The following is a 17590-nucleotide window of genomic DNA, read 5'->3' on the forward strand; positions in this document are numbered from 1 at the left end:
GGCGAAGGCTGCCCGCCGTCCCGGTGCTCGAAAGCACCGGGACGGAGGGCGGCCGGGGAACTTGGGGGTGCTAGAGCGACGTGACCTTCAGCAGCAGCGCGTGCTCGGGGTTGAGGATGGGCATCGGCAGTCCTACTTCGGCCAGGAACCGGCCGTTGGCCACGGCACCCTCCGCAAGCCATGCGGGAGGCTGGGCCTGGGTGTAGGTGTGGGCGTAGTCGGGGTCGTTCCCAGTGGGGAAGACAGCCTCCACCCGGTACGTGCGTTCCGGTTCCAGGCCCGGGAAGCCGGTCCGGCCCGGGGCCTCTGCCGCCGAGGTGCGGGTGCTGACCAGGGCGAACAGCGCCGCCGTCGTGCCCATTGGAAGCCCGGCGCCTCCCGCAGGGGACCCTCCGGCCACCACGCCGTGCAGCAGCAATGACTCGTCGGCGACGTCGGCGTTGACCCGGCGGCCGCTGTGGATGAGGTCCCGGTGATCCTTGTACAGGCCCACCAGGCGCCGCAGCTCCTCACGCTCCTTGCCCTGCACGCTGCGGATGTCCCATTCCATGCCGAAATGCCCGAACAGCGCAGTGATGGCCCGGAAGGACAGATCGTGGGTGCGGGCTGTGGTGTGCGAGGTGGTGGGGCCGATGTGGCTGCCCACCAGTTCCGGGGGCACCACGGCGCCCGTCCAGCGCTGGATGGTCTGGCGTTCCAGGGCGTCGTTGCAGTCCGAGGCCCAGATCCGGTCCGTCCGCTCCAGGATGCCCAGATCCACGCGGGCACCGCCGGAGGAGCAGCTTTCAATTTCGACGCCGGGGTGCGCCTTCTTGAGCTCGTCGAACAGGCGGTAGGCGGCGAGGGTCTGTTGGTGGACGGAGGGGCGGCCGGCGTGGCCGTGCTCCAGCAGGTCCCGGTTCTGGTCCCACTTCAGGTAGCTGATGTCGTTCTCGCGCAGCAGTGCGTCGATCCGGTCGAAGATGTACTGCCAGGCATCGGGGTTGACCAGGTCGAGGACGTGCTGGTTGCGCCACTCAAGGGGCAGCCTGCCACCATCCTTGTGTGCGGCAGCCGACGGGCCCACGACCCAGTCCGGGTGGGCCCGGGCGACATCCGAATCCAGGTTGACCATCTCCGGTTCCACCCAGAGCCCGAACTCCATCCCGCGGGACGTCACGGCCTCGATCAGCGGGGTCAACCCATTGGGCCACAGGGTTTCATCGACGTACCAGTCGCCCAGGCCTGCATGGTCGTCGCCGCGGCCGCGGAACCAGCCGTCGTCGAGCACGAACCGCTCCACGCCCAGGTCCGCGGCGGAGTCGGCCAGCTCGATGAGCGTGTCCAGGTTGTGGTCGAAGTACACGGCTTCCCACGTGTTCAGCACCACCGGACGCGGCTTACCGGCCGGCAGGCCGGTGGAGGCGGCAGGCAGGACGTGGTGGGGGCGGGAACGGAACCAGCCGTAGAAGGCCTCCGTGATGCCGTCCAGGCCGCGGTCCGAGTAGGCGGCAAAGAGGGCCGGCGTCGTGTAGCTGGCGCCCGGCTCCAGGACGACCTCGGCGGGCCCCAGCAGTTCCGATCCGCCGATCATGGTCCGGCCGTCGCCGATGGTGTCAGCGAACTGCTCGTGGTTGCCGCTCCAGGCCAGGTGGGTGGCCCAGACCTTGCCGTGCCGGTTGGCGAAGTCCTTCGTGCCGGCGGCGAACAGCAGGGAGGAATCGTGCCCGGTGCGGCCGTGCCGTCCGGAGCGGACCCAGGTGCCCTGCTGGATGGGGCGCCGCTGCGGGTGGCGTTCCCGGCACCAGCGGCCGGTCAGGTCAAGGAGTTCGACGGCGTCCGGCGCTACCGGGAGGACGGTGGCCAGTTCGTCCACCTGGAAGGGGGAGGTGCCCTCGTTGGTGACGGTGTGGCGCAGTTCCAGCAGCCCGCCGTGGTGCAGTGTCAGGGAAGTGGAGACGCTGAGGCCGGCGTCGGCGTCGCCCTGCACGATGGTGGCGGCGGCACCATCAGTGTTGACAGCCGTGACGCGGAGGCGGGACGAGAAATCAAACCCGGCGCCGTCACCCGTGATCCGATGCCCGCGCAGGGCGGGGCGGCCCCGCCAGGAGGAGGAAGCCTGGGGGAGGAGGCCGGCAGGCACGCGCGCATCCACGGAGGAATGCCCGACGGGCCCGGCCAGGATCGCCAGGTCCGGCAGGCCGGCACCGAGGTCGGCGCCCCAGTGGATGACCTCAGCCTCCCCGCTGTCGAAGCTGATCACCAGGCTGGTGCCGGCGGAACGGAGGTACAGGGGATCCATAACTTCTCCTTTTACGGATATTGAATTCTTCGGGCCGGCCCGGACACAAGGTCACCACCCGGGCCGGGAGGGCCGAGTGGTGACCTTGGTTATGACGAAGTCAACCGGGCGCTGGTCCTGCCGTTACTCCTTGACGGGGATGGACTGCGACTTCAGGGCATCGATGGTCTTTTGCTGGCCGTTCTTGAGTGCGTCCAGGAGCGTGCCGTTGCCACTCGTCGCCTTGCCGAAACCGTCCGAAACGTCAGTGTACGTCTTGGTCATGGTTGGTCCCCACGTGAAGTTCGGGTTCACGTTGGACGAAGCATCGGCAAAGACGTCGTAGATCTTCTGGCCGCCGAAGTAGTCCACTCCGCCGGAGAAGGCGCCCAGGTCCTTGGCCGACTTTGCCGCGGGGTACAGGCCGCCCAGCTTGTTGGCAAGCGCCAGCGCTTGGGGGTCAGTGTTCAGCCACAGGGCAAACTTGGAGGCTTCGTAGGGGTGCTTTGAACCCTTGAGGACTGCCGTGGAGGAACCTCCCCAGTTGCCGGCAGCCTTACCGCCGGCTTCCCACTGCGGCATGGGGGCCACTGCCCACTTGCCGGCAGTATCCGGTGCCCCACTGGCCAGCGTCGAAGCGCCCCAGACAGCCGAGACCCAGGTCCACTGCTGGCCCTTGTTGAAGGAGGCGTTCCATTCGTCGGAGAAGGAAGGCAGGGTAGAGACCTCGCCTTTGTCCAGCAGCTTCTGCCAGTAGTTGGCCACCTTCTCGGACTCCTTGCCGGTCAGGTTAACCTCCCATTTGTCGTTGGCGTTGGCGAACCACTGGCCTCCGGCCTGCCAAACGTTCCCGGCAAACCAGTTGACATCGCCGCGGGGGAAGTTTGTGATGTACGAGCCGCGGGCCTTGATCTGCTCTGCCGCCGCAGCGTATTCGTCCCAGGTTGTGGGGACCTTGATGCCTGCCTCCTTGAAGAGGTCGGCCCGGTAGAACATTGCCATCGGCCCACTGTCCTGCGGGACGGCATAGACGGCCTTGTCCTCACCGAAAGTTACCTGGCCCCAGGTCCAGTCCACGAACTTGTCCTTGGCGTCCGCCACACCTTCACAGGCGGCAATGTTTTGCAGGCCATCCTGTACGCGGAAATTCGGCAGGGCGTCGTATTCGATCTGTCCCAGGTCCGGGGCGTTGCCCGCCTGCAGCTGGTTGAAGAAGTTCTGGTACGTGCCGGAGTTGCCGTTGGGTCCTGTCTGGACCTTCACCTTGATGTCCGGGTGGTCTTTGTTCCACAGGTCCACAACCTTGTCCATGCCGGGGACCCAGGTGGTGAAGGTCAATTCCACCGGCCCGGAGGACGGCTTGCAGGAGGTGGTGTCCTGCGTGGAGGAAGTGCTTTCGCCGCTTGAGCAGCCCGCAAGGGACAGCGCCGAGACTATGGCAAAGGCGGCAGTGGCTTTTCCGTAACGCACGCGCATTTCTATTCCTTATTGGTGGTGTGGTGTCCCGGGCGGGGTGCCGCGGAACGGGTGGGGATGGGTTGAAGGGGACTACTTGACGCTTCCGGCGCCCAGTCCGCTGCTCCAGAAGCGCTGCAGCCCGAGGAACGTTGCGATAAGCGGAAGGATCGACACCAGGGCCCCGACGATCACCAGGACCCGGAGCTCTGGAATTTGGCTGATCTGGCTGTTCCACGCATACAGTCCGAGCGTCACCGGGAACAGGGCCTGGTCCCGCAGCATGATCAGGGGCAGGAAGAAGTTGTTCCAGATGGCGACGAACTGGAACAGGAAGATGGTCACCAGGGCAGGAGCCATGAGCCGGGTGGAAACCGTGAAGAATGTCCTGGCCTCAGACGAACCATCGAGGCGGGCTGCTTCCAGCAGTTCCGTGGGGACACTTGCTGCTGCATAGATCCGGGCAAGGTACACCCCAAAGGGGCTGACCAGGCTCGGCAGGAAAACGGCCCAGAGGGTGTTGGTCAGTTTCACCTGGCTGAAGATCAGGAACAGCGGAAGGGCGAGTGCCGTTGCGGGAACAAGCACACCGCTGAGCACCACGTTGAAGATGGCCTCGCGGCCGCGGAATTCGTACTTGGCCAGTGCGTAGCCGCACATCGCGGCGATGATGGTGCCCAACAGGGCGCCGAGACCGGCATACAGTGCGCTGTTTGCCAGCCACCGTCCAAAGACCCCGTCGTTGTAAGTGAACAGGTTGCCGAGGTTGGCAAAGAACGTGGGGATCGAGTCGGCCGTGAACCACAGCGGCGCCGTTCCGGTGATATCCCCTCCGGTTTTGGAGGAAGAGACCAGCAGCCACCAGATGGGTGTCAGGAAGTAGAGGGTGAAGACACCCATGATGAGCATGGCCGCCCCGCGGGACATAATGCTGTGCCGGGGTCCTCGCGGGCTGGTGGTCACAGCCGCGGACTTCTTGGTGGTCATGGCGGTTGCTGCGCTCACTGGGAGACCTTCCGCTGGGTCGCTTTGAGGAAGACGAAGGAAAGAACGAATGTCGCCAACGCCAGCACCACGGAGAATGCCGCGGCGAGGCTGTAGTTCGGAACTGAGGCCGTGGTGTAGACGGCAAGGTTTGGCGTGAAAGTGCTGCTGATTGCTGAGCTGAAGCTGCGGAGGGTCTGCGGTTCTGCAAGGAGCTGCAGCGTTCCGATGATGGAAAACACACCGGTGAGGATGATCGCCGGGACCACGAGCGGGATCTTGATCCGCCAGGCGATCTGGAGGTTGCTGGCGCCGTCCAGCCGTGCCGCTTCATAGATTTCCGTGGGAATGGCCAGCAGTGACGAGTAGATGATCAGCATGTTGTAGCCGACGTACACCCAGGTCACAATGTTTGCCACTGCCCACAGGACCAGGTCTGCCGACAGGAAATTCACCTGCGACGTGATGGCGTCGAAGGGGGACAGCGACGGCGAATAGAGGAAGCCCCACATAATGGCCGCGATGACGCCGGGGACTGCATACGGAGCGAAGAACGCCAGCCGGAAGAACTTCTTCCCCTTCAGCAGGGGCGAGTCGAGCAGCAGGGCAAAGACGAGGGCAAGGCCCAGCATGATGGGCACCTGGACCACTCCGAAGAGCAGTACCCGCCCCACGGACTCCCAGAATTCACTGTTTTGGAACACCTGCTGGTACTGGACCAATCCGCCGAAGACCTGTTGGGGAGGCCCGAAGGTGCCTTTGCGCTCAACCGTGAGCAGGGACTGGACCACGGCAAAGAGGATCGGCACCGCGTAGAAGGCAAGGAAGAGTATGCCGAACGGCGCAACGAAGAGGAGGACGGCCCGGCGTTGTGCGGCAGAGGTCCTGGTTTTACGGGTCTGTGGCACCCCTGCGGCCGTTGCCGGGGGAGCAGTGCTGGTTCTAGTCACTTTCATCATCCTTATGGCCAGTGCTGCGGCCAGAGTTTTGGGGTGCTGAACGGGGGGTTCGGACGACGCGAACGGCGCCGGCAGGAATGACGACGGCGGTGGAGACTTCGTCCCCCACGATGAGTTCGTCGCCGCGCGCAGGATATTTGTGCTCTTCCCCTGAATGGTTGATCAGGAAGGTGTAGTTGTGGTCCACGCCTGCGCGGACCACGATTTCAAGGCCTGCAGGGGCAGCGAGGGCCGCTATCCCTGCCGCCGCGGCAGCTTCGGCGACAACATCGCGAAGGGCTTGAGGGTCGAGTACCGTCCCGATGTACCAGGCGTCGCCGGAGCCGAATCTGTTGCGGGTTACGGCCGGAGTTCCGGCGAGATGCCCTTCTGTATAGGAAGCTTTCGCTTCTGCGCCTTCCAGGCGCAGCGCTTCACTCCACAAGGAGGCGGTGGCACCGCTGTCCAGTGGCAGGACCCGCCCGGGTGGCAGGGGAAGGAATTCCTCTGAGCGGATACCGAGGAGGTCCCGGAAGGCTCCGGGGTAGCCGCCAGCGAGCACCCGCTCGTTTTCGTCGACGATCCCGCTGAAGTACGTGACGACGGCGTGGCCACCGTTCCTGACGAAATCTGCCAAAGCTGCGGATTCGTGCTCGCGGACGAGGTAGAGGCCGGGAACGACGGCCAGCTTGTAGCCGGAAAGATCAGCACCTGGCGCAACGACGTCGACCGTGATGCCGCTTTGCCAGAGTGCCTTGTAGAGGGCATGCACCTGGTCCAGGTACCGCACGTCCGAAGACGGGTGGGACTCTTGGTCATAGGCCCACCAGGCCTCCCAGCTGAATACCAGCGCGGTGTCGGCCTGCACTGTGGTTCCGGCCACCTCGGCCAGCGTTTCGAGGACGTGGCCGAGCTCCTTCACTTCCCGCCAGGTCCGTGAATCAGTCCCCGCATGGGGAAGCATCGCGGAGTGGAACTTTTCACTGCCCTGCACTGAAGCCCGCCATTGGAAGAAGCAGAGCCCGTCCGCGCCGCGTGCCAGGTGGGTAAGGGAGTTGCGGAGCATTTCGCCCGGCGCTTTGGCAATATTGCGGGGCTGCCAGTTCACTGCTGACGTGGAATGTTCCATCAGGAGCCAAGGCTCGCCTTCGGCAAGTCCGCGGGTGGTGTCGGCAGCAAAAGCCAGTTCGACTTTCGGGTCCTCAAGGCGGTGGTCCAGGTAGTGGTCGTTGGCGATGACATCCATCAGCGGCGCCCAGGACCAGTAGTCCTGGTTTCGAATGTGGGCGGCGACCATGAAATTCGTGGTGACTGGAACGCTGCTGTGCTTCCTCAGCAGGTCCGCCTCCGCCTGGTAATACCCGAGCAGTTCGTCGGAGCTGAAGCGGTGAAAGTCGAGTACCTGGGTGGGATTGTTGGTGGACGCAGTGATCCTCGGTGGCAGGATCTGTTCCCACGCCGAGTAGCGCTGCGACCAGAAGGCAGTACCCCAGGCGCTGTTGAGGGCATCCAGGGTGCCGTAACGCGCTTTCAACCAGCTGCGGAAGGCTGCGGCGGAGACGTCGCAGTAGCACAGCGCGTTATGGCACCCCAGTTCGTTTGAAACATGCCACAGCCGCACGGCCGGGTGGGAGCCATAGCGCCGCACTACCTCGCCCACGAGACGGAGGGCATGCTCCCGGTAACGCGGCGAACTGGGGCACCAGGCTTGCCGTCCGCCGGGCCACGCCCGGATTCCGGCTGCCGACTCCGGAAGAATCTCCGGATGCATCGTTGTCAGCCATGCGGGAGTGGACGAAGTTCCGGTGCCGAGATTGACCCCGATGCCATTCGCGTGAAGCAGGTCCAGCACCTGGTCGAGACGATTGAAGGAGTAGCTGCCAGGTGAGGTCTCAAGTTCAGCCCACCCGAAGATGTTCACGGCGACCAGATTGACCCCAGCCTCCTTCATGAGGCGGACATCCTCCTGCCAGACGCTGCTGTCCCACTGCTCCGGGTTGTAATCGCAGCCGTATACAAGATGTCCGTTTCCGGACAGCTTTGCTACCGGCGTTCTGATGGGGCTCAACCCTGCTCCTCCGACTTGCAGCAGACGTGCAAGGCGGGGTGACCCAGGCTCTTGGACGCTGTTGTCTCAACGATTTTCTGTGAACGTTCCCAGAGACAGCCCGAAGGAGTGATCTATGTCATCTGGGAACGTTCACAGACTACGCTGGTCTTTTTGCCCGTGTCAACGGCTGGTGGAAGACTCGAGGTCGCCGTGCTCGGCTACAGTACAAATATGTCGCTGACACGCACCCGTGCCCGCCGCGCAACGATCAATGATGTTGCCGACGCCGCCGGGCTTTCCAGGGGAACCGTTTCACGGGTGGTGAACGGGGAGAAATATGTATCCGATGAGGCTCGCCACGCGGTCGAGGACGCCATTGCCCGTGTGGGGTATGTCCGCAACAGCGCAGCGCGGAACCTGGTAAAGCAGGAGTCGAGGGCGATTGGGCTGATCATCCACGAGCCCCACTCCCTGCTGTTTGAGGATCCCAACATCGGCTCAATCCTGTTGGGCGCCAACGAAGTGCTCTCCAAAGCCGACTACCAGCTGGTTTCACTGATCATCGATTCTGACCGGGACAGCCGCAGGGTGGCCGATTACCTGCGCGGAGGCCTGGTTGACGGTGCCGTCATCATCTCCGCCCGCGCTTCCGATCCCATTGCCGCCGCCATCGCCGAGATTGGCCTGCCGGCCGCCTTCGTTGGCCATCCGGATGGAACGCCGGAGCTGCCATATGCCGCCATTGACAATGAGGAAGCGGCACGTGCCATCACCAGCAGGCTGCTGGGGACCGGGCGGAAGCGCGTGGGCATGATCGCCAGTGCCCTGGACCGCGACTCCGGCAAGGACCGCCTTTCCGGCTTCCGGGCGGCCATGGGCGGGCAGTTCGATCCTGGGCTGGTCGTCGAGTATCCCCTGTACACCTACGCGGCAGGTTTCGACGGAATGCAGGAACTGCTTCGGCGGGCCCCGGACATTGATGGTGTATTCGCGGCGTCCGACGCAGTGGCCGCAGGAGCGATGACGGCGCTGCAGGAGGCCGGCCGCCGGGTGCCGGAGGACGTCGGAGTGGTGGGTTTCGATGACAGCAGCTGGGCCCTGCGCTGCCGGCCGCAGCTCTCCACGGTGCGCCAGCCTGCGGACCTGCTGGGAAGCGCTGCTGCCGAGCTTGTCCTTGCCCAGCTCAACGGGCTTCCGGGCACACCCCGGGTCCTGGAGACGGAGATCCAGTGGCGCGAGTCTGCCTGATGCGAATGCGCGTGCTCTTGGTGTGGTTCCTGAGCAGGACGAAACTGAGGGACGCGAGAACCACCGTGCCGCCGAGTGCCTGTCCGGCCGAGAGTGACTGCCCGAGGACTATCCATCCCGCCAAAACCGCAACCACCGGGCTCAGGAGGCTTAGGAAGGAAATTGAGCCCGCGGGCAGCAACTGGATGCCCCGGTACCACACGGTGTAGGCAAAGGCAGTCCCGATAAGCGTCAGGTAGGCGAAGCCTGCCGTGCTCTCAGGACTGAGTCCTGATGGGGGCAGGCCCTCCATGAGCAGCAGCGGTGGAACCAGGACGATTCCGCCGGATATCAGCTGCCAGGACGTTACTGCCAGGGGAGCCTCCGGCTGCCCCCACTTCTTGCTCAGGACGATTCCGAGCGCCATGGAGCCGGCCCCGCCCAGGGCTGCCAGTACGCCGACGGGATCCAGCCGGGACTGCGACTGCAGGACCAGCAGGGCCACTCCCGCTACGCCCGCTGCGCCAGCTCCGAGAATGCCTCCGGTCAGCCTTTCGCCAAGCATGCGGCTGGCCAGGAGGGCGACGATCAGCGGCTGGATGGCGCCTACCGTGGCGGCCAGCCCGCCGGGGAGAAGGTAAGCGGCGACAAAGAGCAGTGCAAAGAACGCGCCGATGTTGAGGATGCCGAGAACGAAGGCTTTCCACCACCACCCGCCCTTTGGCAGCCGTCGCGTCAGCGCGAGCAGCAGCAGCCCTGCCGGCAGGGCCCGGAGGACGGCGCTGAGAAGTGGCCGCCCGTCGGGGAGAAGTTCACTCGTGACGATGTAAGTGGTGCCCCAGACCGCCGGGGCGAGGGCGGTTATGGCGATGACAGCGACTGGTTTGCTAAGCACTTAGCAATAGTAGCTAAGCGCTTAGCAAATTGCTACCCTGAACGCATGAACGATGGCGTGGACCTGATACTGGACCAATGGCGACGGGAGCGGCCCGACCTCGACGCGTCGCCCATGGCGGTCCTGGGCAGGCTGGCCCGGACGGCAAAAGCGGTCGAAGCGAGCCAGCAGTTGACTTTTGCACGGCACGGTTTGGACGGCGGTTCCTTCGACGTCCTGGCCACCCTGCTCAGATCCGGGGAGCCCCATGAGCTTTCCCCCCTTGAACTGACCCAGGCGGCCATGGTGACATCCAGCGCCACCGCCCAGCGGCTGAACAAACTGGTGGAGCGCGGGCTGGTAGCACGGCAGAAAGATGCCCTCGATGGGCGTTCCACCCGGGTGCGGCTAACCGAGCAGGGAAAGAAAATCATCGGGGAAGCCCTGCCTGACCACTTGGGCACGCAGGAATCATTGCTGCGCGGACTGGATTCAGGCGAGCAGCGGCAGTTCATCCAGCTTCTCCAGCGCGTGGAGCTGAATGCCCGGGAATTCGAGGCGGCACATTCGGGCGCCCGGCAGCGCTGAACAGCAGGAGCGAAAAATGCATCTCAAAAGCATCCGGTTGCCTTCCCCTGACCTTCAAGGCAACGCAGTTTTCTACCGGGACGTTCTCGGCCTGCCCGTCCGGCAATCCGGGGAGGGGGTAGTGGTTGACGTTGGCTCCAGCCGGCTTGAATTCTTCGAGGGCAAAGCTTCGGAGGGGAGCAACCACCTCGCCTTCACAATCCCCGCCAACCAGTTGACGGACGGCACGCGCTGGCTGTCTGAAAGAACCGGGGTCATCAGCCTTGACGGCAGGGACGAGTTCCCGCTGGGAGACCCCTGGGCTTCTGAATCGGTCTACTTCCGGGGCCCGGACGGGATCATTTTGGAGCTAATCGCCAGGCAGCGGTTGGAGAATGCTTCGTCCGTGCCGTTTTCTGCCGCAAGTCTTTTGTGTGTCAGCGAGGTAGGCCTTGCCGTGCCTGATGTTGCCCGCGCCATCCAGGAGATCGGAGATGCGTTCGGGATTCAGTCTTTCGCCGGAGATACACAGAGTTTCCACGCCATGGGGAACCATGAAGGGCTCCTCATTCTCGTGCCGGCCGGCCGCCAGTGGTTCCCCACCACCGATTCTGTGTCTTCCTATGGGCAGCTGGACGTGGAACTGGCGGGCACGCCGCGTCCCGGGAGCATTGATTCGGGGGTGGGCTGGCGGCTCACTTCGGGCGAAGCCCTGAAGCAGCCCTAGGCCCGGACGACCCGCAGCTTGGCGCGTTCGCCCAGGACGCGTTGGGCCTCGGCGCTGAGCCCGGCATCGCTGATGACCTCGTCCACGTCGTCGAGTGCGGCAATGGAGCTGATGCCCAGCATGCCCCACTTGGTGTGGTCGGCCAGCACTACGGTTTTCCGCGCGGCCGCCACGAAGGCGCGGTCGGTTTCCGCTTCGAGCAGGTTGGGCGTGGTGAAACCGGCGTTGGCGTCCATTCCATGGACGCCCAGGAACAGGACGTCCAGATGCAGTTGCTTGAGTGCGCCTGTGGCGATGGGGCCCACCAGGGCGTCCGACGGCGTGCGCTCGCCGCCCACGAGGATCACCGTGGACGTGGAGCGGGTTGAGCCGGATGAGGCGGCATGGTGGAACAGGTCCGCGATCCTGACCGAGTTGGTGACCACCGTAATCCGGGGACCTCCGACCAGTTCCTTGGCCAGCGCCCACGTGGTGGTGCCTGCGCTCAAACCCACCGCCATGCCCTCGTGGACCAGGGCGGCCGCCTCCACCGCGATGGCGCGCTTCTCCGCGGTCAGCTGCGTGGACTTCAACTCGAACCCGGGTTCATGCGTGCTGGCGTCACCGGGCAGCTTGGCGCCCCCGTGGATGCGCTCGAGCTTGCCGCCCTCTTCCAGCACTTCGATGTCCCGCCGCACGGTCATCAGGGAGACACCGAGTTGCTGGGCAAGGTCCGAGACCCGCACGACCCGCTCCCGGTCAAGGGCATCCAAAATTGCCTGGTGTCGTGCGACGGCGAGCATCTGGAAGTTCCTTCGGGGCAGGGGACAAGTCTGCTCCCAGCATACGGCGACGGCGCCGCCCAGGCCGGGCAGCGCCGTCGCAAACTGCTGCCGGTTACCTGCGGAGGGAGGCGGCGATCTGCTGCATGATCGTGGGGTCGGAGAGGGTGGTGGCGTCACCGGGATCCCGGCCTTCGGCGACATCCTTGAGGAGGCGGCGCATGATCTTGCCGGACCGGGTCTTGGGCAGCTCGGGCACCACCAGGATGTTCTTGGGCTTGGCGATGGGGCCGATTTCCTTGCCCACGTGGTTGCGCAGTTCCTGTACCGTGGCATCGCCGTTGTTCGCGGCGTCGCCCCGGAGGATGACGAACGCGACGACGGCCTGGCCGGTGGTTTCGTCCGTCGCGCCCACGACGGCGGCCTCCGCGACGGCGGGGTGGCTGACCAGCGCGGATTCGATCTCCGTGGTGGAGAGCCGGTGGCCTGAGACGTTCATGACGTCGTCCACGCGGCCCAGGAGCCAGATGTCGCCGTCCTCGTCCTTCTTGGCGCCGTCCCCGGCGAAGTACATGTTCTCGAACCGGGACCAGTAGGTGTCCTTGAAGCGTTCCGGGTCGCCCCAGATGCCGCGGAGCATGGAAGGCCAGGGTTCACGGATGACCAGGAAGCCGCCGTGCCCGTTGGGGACCGACTCGCCCATTTCGTCCACTACGTCCACGGCGATGCCGGGCAGCGGCACCTGCGCGGAACCGGGCTTGGTGGCGGTAACGCCGGGCAGCGGGGCGATCATCTGGGCGCCCGTTTCGGTCTGCCACCAGGTGTCCACGATGGGGGCCTTGTCGCCGCCGATGACCTTGCGGTACCACATCCAGGCCTCGGGGTTGATCGGTTCACCCACTGAGCCCAGCACGCGCAGGGAGGAGAGGTCGTACTTGGCAGGGATCTCCGCGCCCCACTTCATGAACGTCCGGATGGCGGTGGGAGCGGTGTAGAGGATGGAGACCTTGTACTTCTCCACGATCTCCCACCAGCGGCCCTGGTGCGGGGAGTCCGGGGTGCCTTCGTACATGACCTGGGTGGCCCCGTTGATGAGCGGAGCATAGGCGACGTAGGAGTGTCCGGTGACCCAGCCGACGTCGGCCGTGCACCAGTACACGTCCGTCTCCGGGTGTAGGTCGAAGACAACCTTGTGGGTGTAGGCGGTCTGGGTGAGGTACCCGCCCGTGGTGTGCAGGATGCCCTTGGGCTTCCCGGTGGTGCCGGAGGTGTAAAGGATGTACAGCGGGTGTTCGGAGTCATGCCCCACGGCGGTGTGCTCGGCGGACGCGGCGCCGACGGTGTCGTCCCACCAGTGGTCCCGGCCTTCGGTCCAGTCCACGTCCTGGCCGTTGCGCTTGACTACCACCACGTTCTGCACGGTGTGCCCGTCGTGCGCCAGGGCGTCATCCACAGCGGGCTTGAGCGGGCTGGGCTTGCCGCGCCGGTAGGTCCCGTCGGCGGTGACCACGAGCTTGGCCTCGGCATCGTCGATCCGGGAGCGGAGGGCTTCGGCGGAGAAGCCGCCGAACACCACGGAGTGGACGGCGCCGATCCGGGCGCAGGCCAGCAGCGTGATGACGGCCTCGGGAATCATGGGCAGGTACACGGCCACCCGGTCGCCCTTGGCGACGCCCAGGGACTCGAACGCGTTGGCTGCCTTCTTGACCTCTTCGGTCAGCTGCGCGTACGTGTAGGTGCGGGTGTCGCCCGGCTCGCCCTCGAAGTAGATGGCGACGCGGTCGCCATTGCCGGCCTCGACGTGCCGGTCCAGCGCGTTGTAAGCGGCGTTGAGTTCACCGCCGACGAACCATTTGGCGAACGGAGGGTTGGACCAGTCCAGCGCCTGCGTGAAGTCCTTGCTCCACGTCAGCAGTTCGCGGGCCTTCTTGGCCCAGAACGCTGGCCGGTCGGCATTGGCATCGTCATATTCGGCAGCGGTGACAACGGCGTCTGCTGCGAATTCCGGCGTTGGCGGGAAGGCGCGGGTCTCATGCAGGAGGTTTGCAAAGGCGTCGCCCTGGTGCCCGCCTTGCTGGCCTTCCTGCTGGGTGGACGCGGCCGGAACGGTGGCGGTGGAGCTGGGGGTGTCCTGGGACATGTGAACCTCATCATTCATCGATCTTTGCCGCGCGGGACGCTGTCCGGCGCAGGGCCCTCCGCCTGCACGGCGTCGGGCTCCAGCCGGGACGGGCATACCGCAAAGAGCTGTTCCGCAACCAAGCCTAATGCTTGCCGCCCATGCACTGTGCCCCCCGTCACAGATGCGCCAGTGAGCGGCATTTTTTAAGCGGTGAGTGGTGTTTTCCGCTGCCGCGGGCCGCGCCCGCGGACCCGTGCCAGCTAGTGATCAGCCTGGCTGTTGACTAGGCTGAGATGGAATTGTGACTTCACTTCGGACCGCTCCGCCAGGCGCCAACGCTGCCTGGGAGGGCCGGGACGCATGTCAAGACGGCACAGTTTTCGGGCCCGCACCGGGCCCGGTGCCGCCACGCTAAGGAGAGCAGAATGAACCAGCAAAGCTTCGGCCAGCGAACCGGCCCCGACCCGGAGTCAGGTGCCCGCGCGGTGGGTGCCGCCAGCGGGGCGGGCCGGCCGGCCGCGTCCGCAGGCAAGGCGGCGCCGTCCCGCCTTTCCAAGGACGGGAACCAGGCGGTGCTGGGCCCGTTCACGGTGCGGGACCTGACCGTGTTCGCTGCGACGCTCATCCTCTTCATCGCCTCCCTGCTGCCCATCTTCGGTGCACGCTACAACCTGTGGAACCTGAGCAACCTGTTCTTCCTTGGCCTGGGCATCGTCCTGCCGCTGATTGTGAGCGCGCTGTTCGCTGCACGCAGGCTGGCACCTGCCACGAAGATCCGGATCGGATCCCTGTCCATCGACCAGTTCGCGTCGGTGGTGGCGTCCTTCGCGGTCGCTTTCTTCTTCCTGACCGTCGCCGTCGCCTACGTCCATGTCCTGCTCGTGGCGCTGGTTGGCTCGGTAATCCTTTTTGCAGCCACCGTGCTGGGCCGGTTCCTGCCCTATCTGGCCGGCGACTTCCAGGGGCGGGCCGAAACGCCGGCGCACCTGGTGGCCCGGGACGCCGCCGTTCCGGTTCCGGCGCCGCGGGCACCGAAGCAGCCCAAGCCGGAGTCCACGTCCCAGCAGCCGAAGAACGGCGGAAAGGGTGCCGGCATGTTTGGCGGAGCGGGCGCAGGCTCCTCGGCAGTGCAGCCTGGCGCTTCCACCCCTGAGCCTGTCCGTTCCGCCCACGAGCCTGCCCGTTCCACCCCTGAGCCTGTCCGTTCCGCCCACGAGCCTGCCCGTTCCACCCCTGAGCCTGTCCGTTCCACCCAGCCGGCTACCGCCGCCGTTCCGACCACCGCCGTTCCGACCACCGGAGCAGGCGCCGGCACTGCGACTGCCGCTCCGGTCCCGGCAGCACCGGAAATAACGGACCGTACCCCTGACGTTGACGCGGGCCCGCCAACGCAGGCGGCCGACGTCGTACGCCCTGCCCAGGCGCCTGTTGCCTCCACTGCTGACGCCGCGACCTCCACGTCCGCGGCATCGGGTGCCGGGGGAGCCACCGGCGCTTCCGCTCCGCGCGCCACCTGGGAGCCGCCGGCCGCTACCGCCGTGCACCAGCAAATCCGCCCCGAAGAACCCATCGGAGCGACGGTCGACCCCGCCAGCCGCCACGACGAAGCGGACGAAGTCCCCATCCATGAGGCCTTCTGGTTCGCCGTTGCGCAGCACCGCACCGCGTTCGACCCGCGTACCGGGGCGCCCGCGTTCGTGATTGAACCCGGCGGCTGGGTGCTCGCCCTTGAGGACCGGGGCCACGAATTCCTGGTCCAGCACACCGACGGGCGGCTGGGAGTCCTCCGGGACCTCAGCAACATCGAGCGCGGCTAAGGCCCATGGCCGGACTCCGGACAGCCAAGCCTGGCGGGAAGGCACCCGCCGGGCAGGGCATCCACGACGGCCAGGCCACCGGCATGCCGGTGGTCTCCTCCGAGTCGCTGCTTGCACTGAAACGGCGGGCCCGGCGCATCAACAGGGCCCTTGCCGAGAAGTACCCCTACGCGCACGCGGAGCTCGACTTCACCAACCCGTTCGAACTGCTGGTGGCCACGGTCCTGTCCGCGCAGACCACTGACGTCACAGTCAACCAGATCACCCCGCTGCTCTTCGCGCGCTACCCGGATGCCAGGGCCATGGCGGAGGCGGAGCCTGCTGCGCTGGAAGAAATCATCAAACCCACGGGTTTCTTCCGGGCCAAAACCCGGAGCCTCATCGCCCTGGCAACCCGCCTGGTGGATGACTACGACGGCGTCGTACCGGGACGGCTCGAAGACCTCGTGACCCTGCCCGGCGTGGGCCGGAAGACCGCCAACGTGGTCCTGGGGAACGCTTTCGGCATCCCGGGCATCACCGTGGACACGCACTTCGGCCGGCTGGCCCGCAGGTTCGGCTGGACGCAGTCGGAGGACCCGGTGCAGATCGAACACGACGTCGCGGAACTGTTCGAACCCAAGGACTGGACCATGCTCTCGCACCGGGTGGTTTTCCACGGCCGGCGCGTCTGCCACTCCCGCAAGCCCGCCTGCGGCGCCTGCCCAGTGGCAAACTGGTGCCCCAGCTACGGGCTGGGCGAGACCGACGCGGCAAAGGCCGCGAAGCTCCTGAAGTACGAACTCGCGCCCGGCAACGAGGCCCTGCTGGACCAGCTCCTGGCGGAAACCCACCGTGCGGCCGAGATCAGGATGGCGTCCCAAAAGAGGACACAGTGAGCGCACGCGAAGACCTCGCCAACCTGGCCCGGCGGGCTGCGGCGGGAACCTCCGGGCCCCCGGACCCCCGCTGGGCTGCCCTGACGGTTGACGCTGCACGGGCCCGCAGGGCCGCCGTCCTGATGCTTTTTGGAGTGCTCGACGACGTCCCGGCAGAATCCGGCAAGCCCCTGGCGCCCGCGGAACTGGACGTCCTGCTCCTGGAGCGCGCCCACACGCTGGGTTCGCATCCGGGGCAGGTCGCCTTTCCCGGCGGCCGCATCGACCGCGGGGAGACACCCGTGGAGGCGGCGCTTCGGGAAGCGGAGGAGGAGACGGGCCTGGACTCGGGCGGGGTTGAAGTCCTGGGCACGCTCCAGGAGCTGGGCCTTGCCCACACCAACTTCCTGGTGACGCCCGTCCTGGGCTGGTGGCAGTCGCCTTCCCCGGTCCGGGTGGTGGACTACGGAGAGTCCGCCCAGGTCTTCCGGGTCCCGGTCCGGGACCTGCTGGACCCGGATAACCGCGTCATGGCCACCGTCCACCGCGCAGGCCGCACCTTCGACAGCCCTGCCTTCACCGTCAACGGCGTGCTGGTGTGGGGGTTTACCGGCATCGTGCTGAGCGGCCTCTTCGACCAGCTCGGCTGGGCAGTACCTTGGGACCAGGACCGGCTGCACCCTATCGGCGCCTAGGGGCTTTGCAGGATCAGGCCTGTTGCTGGCGCAGGTCCACCACGATTCCCGTGGCCGCGTTCTCCCGCATGGCCTTGATTCCATCCCGGAGCAGGCTGAGGGACCTGAAGGTGGGCGACACGGCGACGATGTTGCCGTCCCCGTCGGTCAGCCGCAGCCGGTACGCCTCATCGCTTTCACGGTGTATTTCGAATCTGCCCGCCATGGACGGATCTGCCTCCCTGGTATGCGTCGTTGCATCAGCTTGTGACCGGTC

Annotated in this window: 15 protein-coding genes; 6 read left to right on the plus strand and 9 right to left on the minus strand. The window is 65.9% G+C overall.

Going from position 1 to position 17590, the window contains the following annotated elements; genetic code table 11:
• Positions 1-70: 70 nt before the first annotated feature.
• From K4G53_RS12500 to K4G53_RS12520, 5 genes are all read right to left on the minus strand, one after another.
• Positions 71-2281, minus strand: coding sequence for an alpha-galactosidase (locus K4G53_RS12500; RefSeq protein WP_221386032.1), 2211 nt, complete (start codon positions 2279-2281; stop codon positions 71-73).
• Positions 2282-2404: 123 nt separating this feature from the next.
• Complete coding sequence (locus K4G53_RS12505; protein ID WP_221386033.1) at positions 2405-3736, minus strand: ABC transporter substrate-binding protein; 1332 nt, start codon at positions 3734-3736, stop codon at positions 2405-2407.
• Positions 3737-3808: 72 nt separating this feature from the next.
• The gene (locus K4G53_RS12510) at positions 3809-4642 is read right to left on the minus strand and encodes a carbohydrate ABC transporter permease (protein ID WP_221386895.1); all 834 of its coding nucleotides are present in this window, start codon (positions 4640-4642) and stop codon (positions 3809-3811) included.
• 74 nt (positions 4643-4716) lie between these two features.
• Positions 4717-5655 (minus strand): carbohydrate ABC transporter permease, encoded by a 939-nt coding sequence (locus K4G53_RS12515; RefSeq protein ID WP_221386034.1) that lies wholly within the window; start codon positions 5653-5655, stop codon positions 4717-4719.
• Positions 5642-7705 (minus strand): beta-galactosidase, encoded by a 2064-nt coding sequence (locus K4G53_RS12520; protein WP_221386035.1) that lies wholly within the window; start codon positions 7703-7705, stop codon positions 5642-5644. Before K4G53_RS12520 ends, K4G53_RS12515 begins: the two co-directional genes overlap by 14 nt.
• A gap of 213 nt (positions 7706-7918) precedes the next feature.
• On the opposite strand from K4G53_RS12520, the gene K4G53_RS12525 reads away from it, so the two are divergent.
• The gene (locus K4G53_RS12525) at positions 7919-8935 is read left to right on the plus strand and encodes a LacI family DNA-binding transcriptional regulator (RefSeq protein WP_221386036.1); all 1017 of its coding nucleotides are present in this window, start codon (positions 7919-7921) and stop codon (positions 8933-8935) included.
• Here K4G53_RS12525 and K4G53_RS21465 read toward each other — a convergent pair.
• On the minus strand, positions 8871-9809 hold the full coding sequence (locus K4G53_RS21465; RefSeq protein WP_221386037.1) for an EamA family transporter: 939 nt from the start codon (positions 9807-9809) through the stop codon (positions 8871-8873). The two genes, K4G53_RS12525 and K4G53_RS21465, sit on opposite strands and share 65 nt — an antisense overlap.
• A 45-nt stretch (positions 9810-9854) precedes the next feature.
• Between K4G53_RS21465 and K4G53_RS12535 the strand changes: the two genes are divergently transcribed.
• Together K4G53_RS12535 and K4G53_RS12540 are read left to right on the plus strand one after the other, a co-directional pair.
• Positions 9855-10376, plus strand: coding sequence for a MarR family winged helix-turn-helix transcriptional regulator (locus K4G53_RS12535; protein ID WP_221386038.1), 522 nt, complete (start codon positions 9855-9857; stop codon positions 10374-10376).
• 16 nt (positions 10377-10392) lie between these two features.
• Complete coding sequence (locus tag K4G53_RS12540) at positions 10393-11082, plus strand: VOC family protein (protein ID WP_221386039.1); 690 nt, start codon at positions 10393-10395, stop codon at positions 11080-11082.
• On the opposite strand, the gene K4G53_RS12545 is transcribed toward K4G53_RS12540, so the two are convergent.
• On the minus strand, positions 11079-11864 hold the full coding sequence (locus K4G53_RS12545) for a DeoR/GlpR family DNA-binding transcription regulator (protein WP_221386040.1): 786 nt from the start codon (positions 11862-11864) through the stop codon (positions 11079-11081). The genes K4G53_RS12540 and K4G53_RS12545 overlap by 4 nt on opposite strands.
• A gap of 94 nt (positions 11865-11958) precedes the next feature.
• A complete protein-coding gene (gene acs, locus K4G53_RS12550; protein WP_221386896.1) occupies positions 11959-13983 on the minus strand; it encodes an acetate--CoA ligase in 2025 nt (674 codons plus the stop codon).
• A 407-nt stretch (positions 13984-14390) separates the two neighbouring features.
• Here acs and K4G53_RS12555 point away from each other — a divergent pair, with 407 nt between their 5' ends.
• The 3 genes from K4G53_RS12555 to K4G53_RS12565 all read left to right on the plus strand — a co-directional run bounded on the left by K4G53_RS12555 (position 14391) and on the right by K4G53_RS12565 (position 17334).
• A complete protein-coding gene (locus K4G53_RS12555; RefSeq protein ID WP_221386041.1) occupies positions 14391-15782 on the plus strand; it encodes a hypothetical protein in 1392 nt (463 codons plus the stop codon).
• 83 nt (positions 15783-15865) lie between these two features.
• Positions 15866-16660 carry an endonuclease III gene (gene nth / locus K4G53_RS12560; protein ID WP_221386897.1) on the plus strand — a complete coding sequence of 265 codons (795 nt, stop codon included), beginning with the start codon at positions 15866-15868 and terminating at the stop codon, positions 16658-16660.
• Complete coding sequence (locus tag K4G53_RS12565; RefSeq protein WP_221386042.1) at positions 16657-17334, plus strand: CoA pyrophosphatase; 678 nt, start codon at positions 16657-16659, stop codon at positions 17332-17334. The genes nth and K4G53_RS12565 overlap by 4 nt, the downstream gene beginning before the upstream one ends.
• 13 nt (positions 17335-17347) lie before the next feature.
• Here the strand turns inward: K4G53_RS12565 and K4G53_RS12570 are convergent, their stop codons facing one another.
• Positions 17348-17539: a DUF1508 domain-containing protein gene (locus K4G53_RS12570; RefSeq protein ID WP_221386043.1), complete on the minus strand. Its 192-nt coding sequence runs from the start codon at positions 17537-17539 to the stop codon at positions 17348-17350.
• Between the last annotated feature and the right edge of the window lie 51 nt (positions 17540-17590).

This window comes from Arthrobacter sp. MAHUQ-56, from assembly GCF_019710585.1.
Lineage (GTDB): Bacteria > Actinomycetota > Actinomycetes > Actinomycetales > Micrococcaceae > Arthrobacter.

Coding starts and splice junctions, on each gene's coding strand:
- K4G53_RS12500 (WP_221386032.1), bottom strand. CDS start 2,281: ATGGATCCCCTGTACCTCCGTTCCGCCGGCACCAGCCTGGTGATCAGC.
- K4G53_RS12505 (WP_221386033.1), bottom strand. CDS start 3,736: ATGCGCGTGCGTTACGGAAAAGCCACTGCCGCCTTTGCCATAGTCTCG.
- K4G53_RS12510 (WP_221386895.1), bottom strand. CDS start 4,642: ATGTCCCGCGGGGCGGCCATGCTCATCATGGGTGTCTTCACCCTCTAC.
- K4G53_RS12515 (WP_221386034.1), bottom strand. CDS start 5,655: ATGAAAGTGACTAGAACCAGCACTGCTCCCCCGGCAACGGCCGCAGGG.
- K4G53_RS12525 (WP_221386036.1), top strand. CDS start 7,919: ATGTCGCTGACACGCACCCGTGCCCGCCGCGCAACGATCAATGATGTT.
- K4G53_RS12535 (WP_221386038.1), top strand. CDS start 9,855: ATGAACGATGGCGTGGACCTGATACTGGACCAATGGCGACGGGAGCGG.
- K4G53_RS12540 (WP_221386039.1), top strand. CDS start 10,393: ATGCATCTCAAAAGCATCCGGTTGCCTTCCCCTGACCTTCAAGGCAAC.
- K4G53_RS12545 (WP_221386040.1), bottom strand. CDS start 11,864: ATGCTCGCCGTCGCACGACACCAGGCAATTTTGGATGCCCTTGACCGG.
- acs (WP_221386896.1), bottom strand. CDS start 13,983: ATGTCCCAGGACACCCCCAGCTCCACCGCCACCGTTCCGGCCGCGTCC.
- K4G53_RS12555 (WP_221386041.1), top strand. CDS start 14,391: ATGAACCAGCAAAGCTTCGGCCAGCGAACCGGCCCCGACCCGGAGTCA.
- nth (WP_221386897.1), top strand. CDS start 15,866: ATGCCGGTGGTCTCCTCCGAGTCGCTGCTTGCACTGAAACGGCGGGCC.
- K4G53_RS12570 (WP_221386043.1), bottom strand. CDS start 17,539: ATGGCGGGCAGATTCGAAATACACCGTGAAAGCGATGAGGCGTACCGG.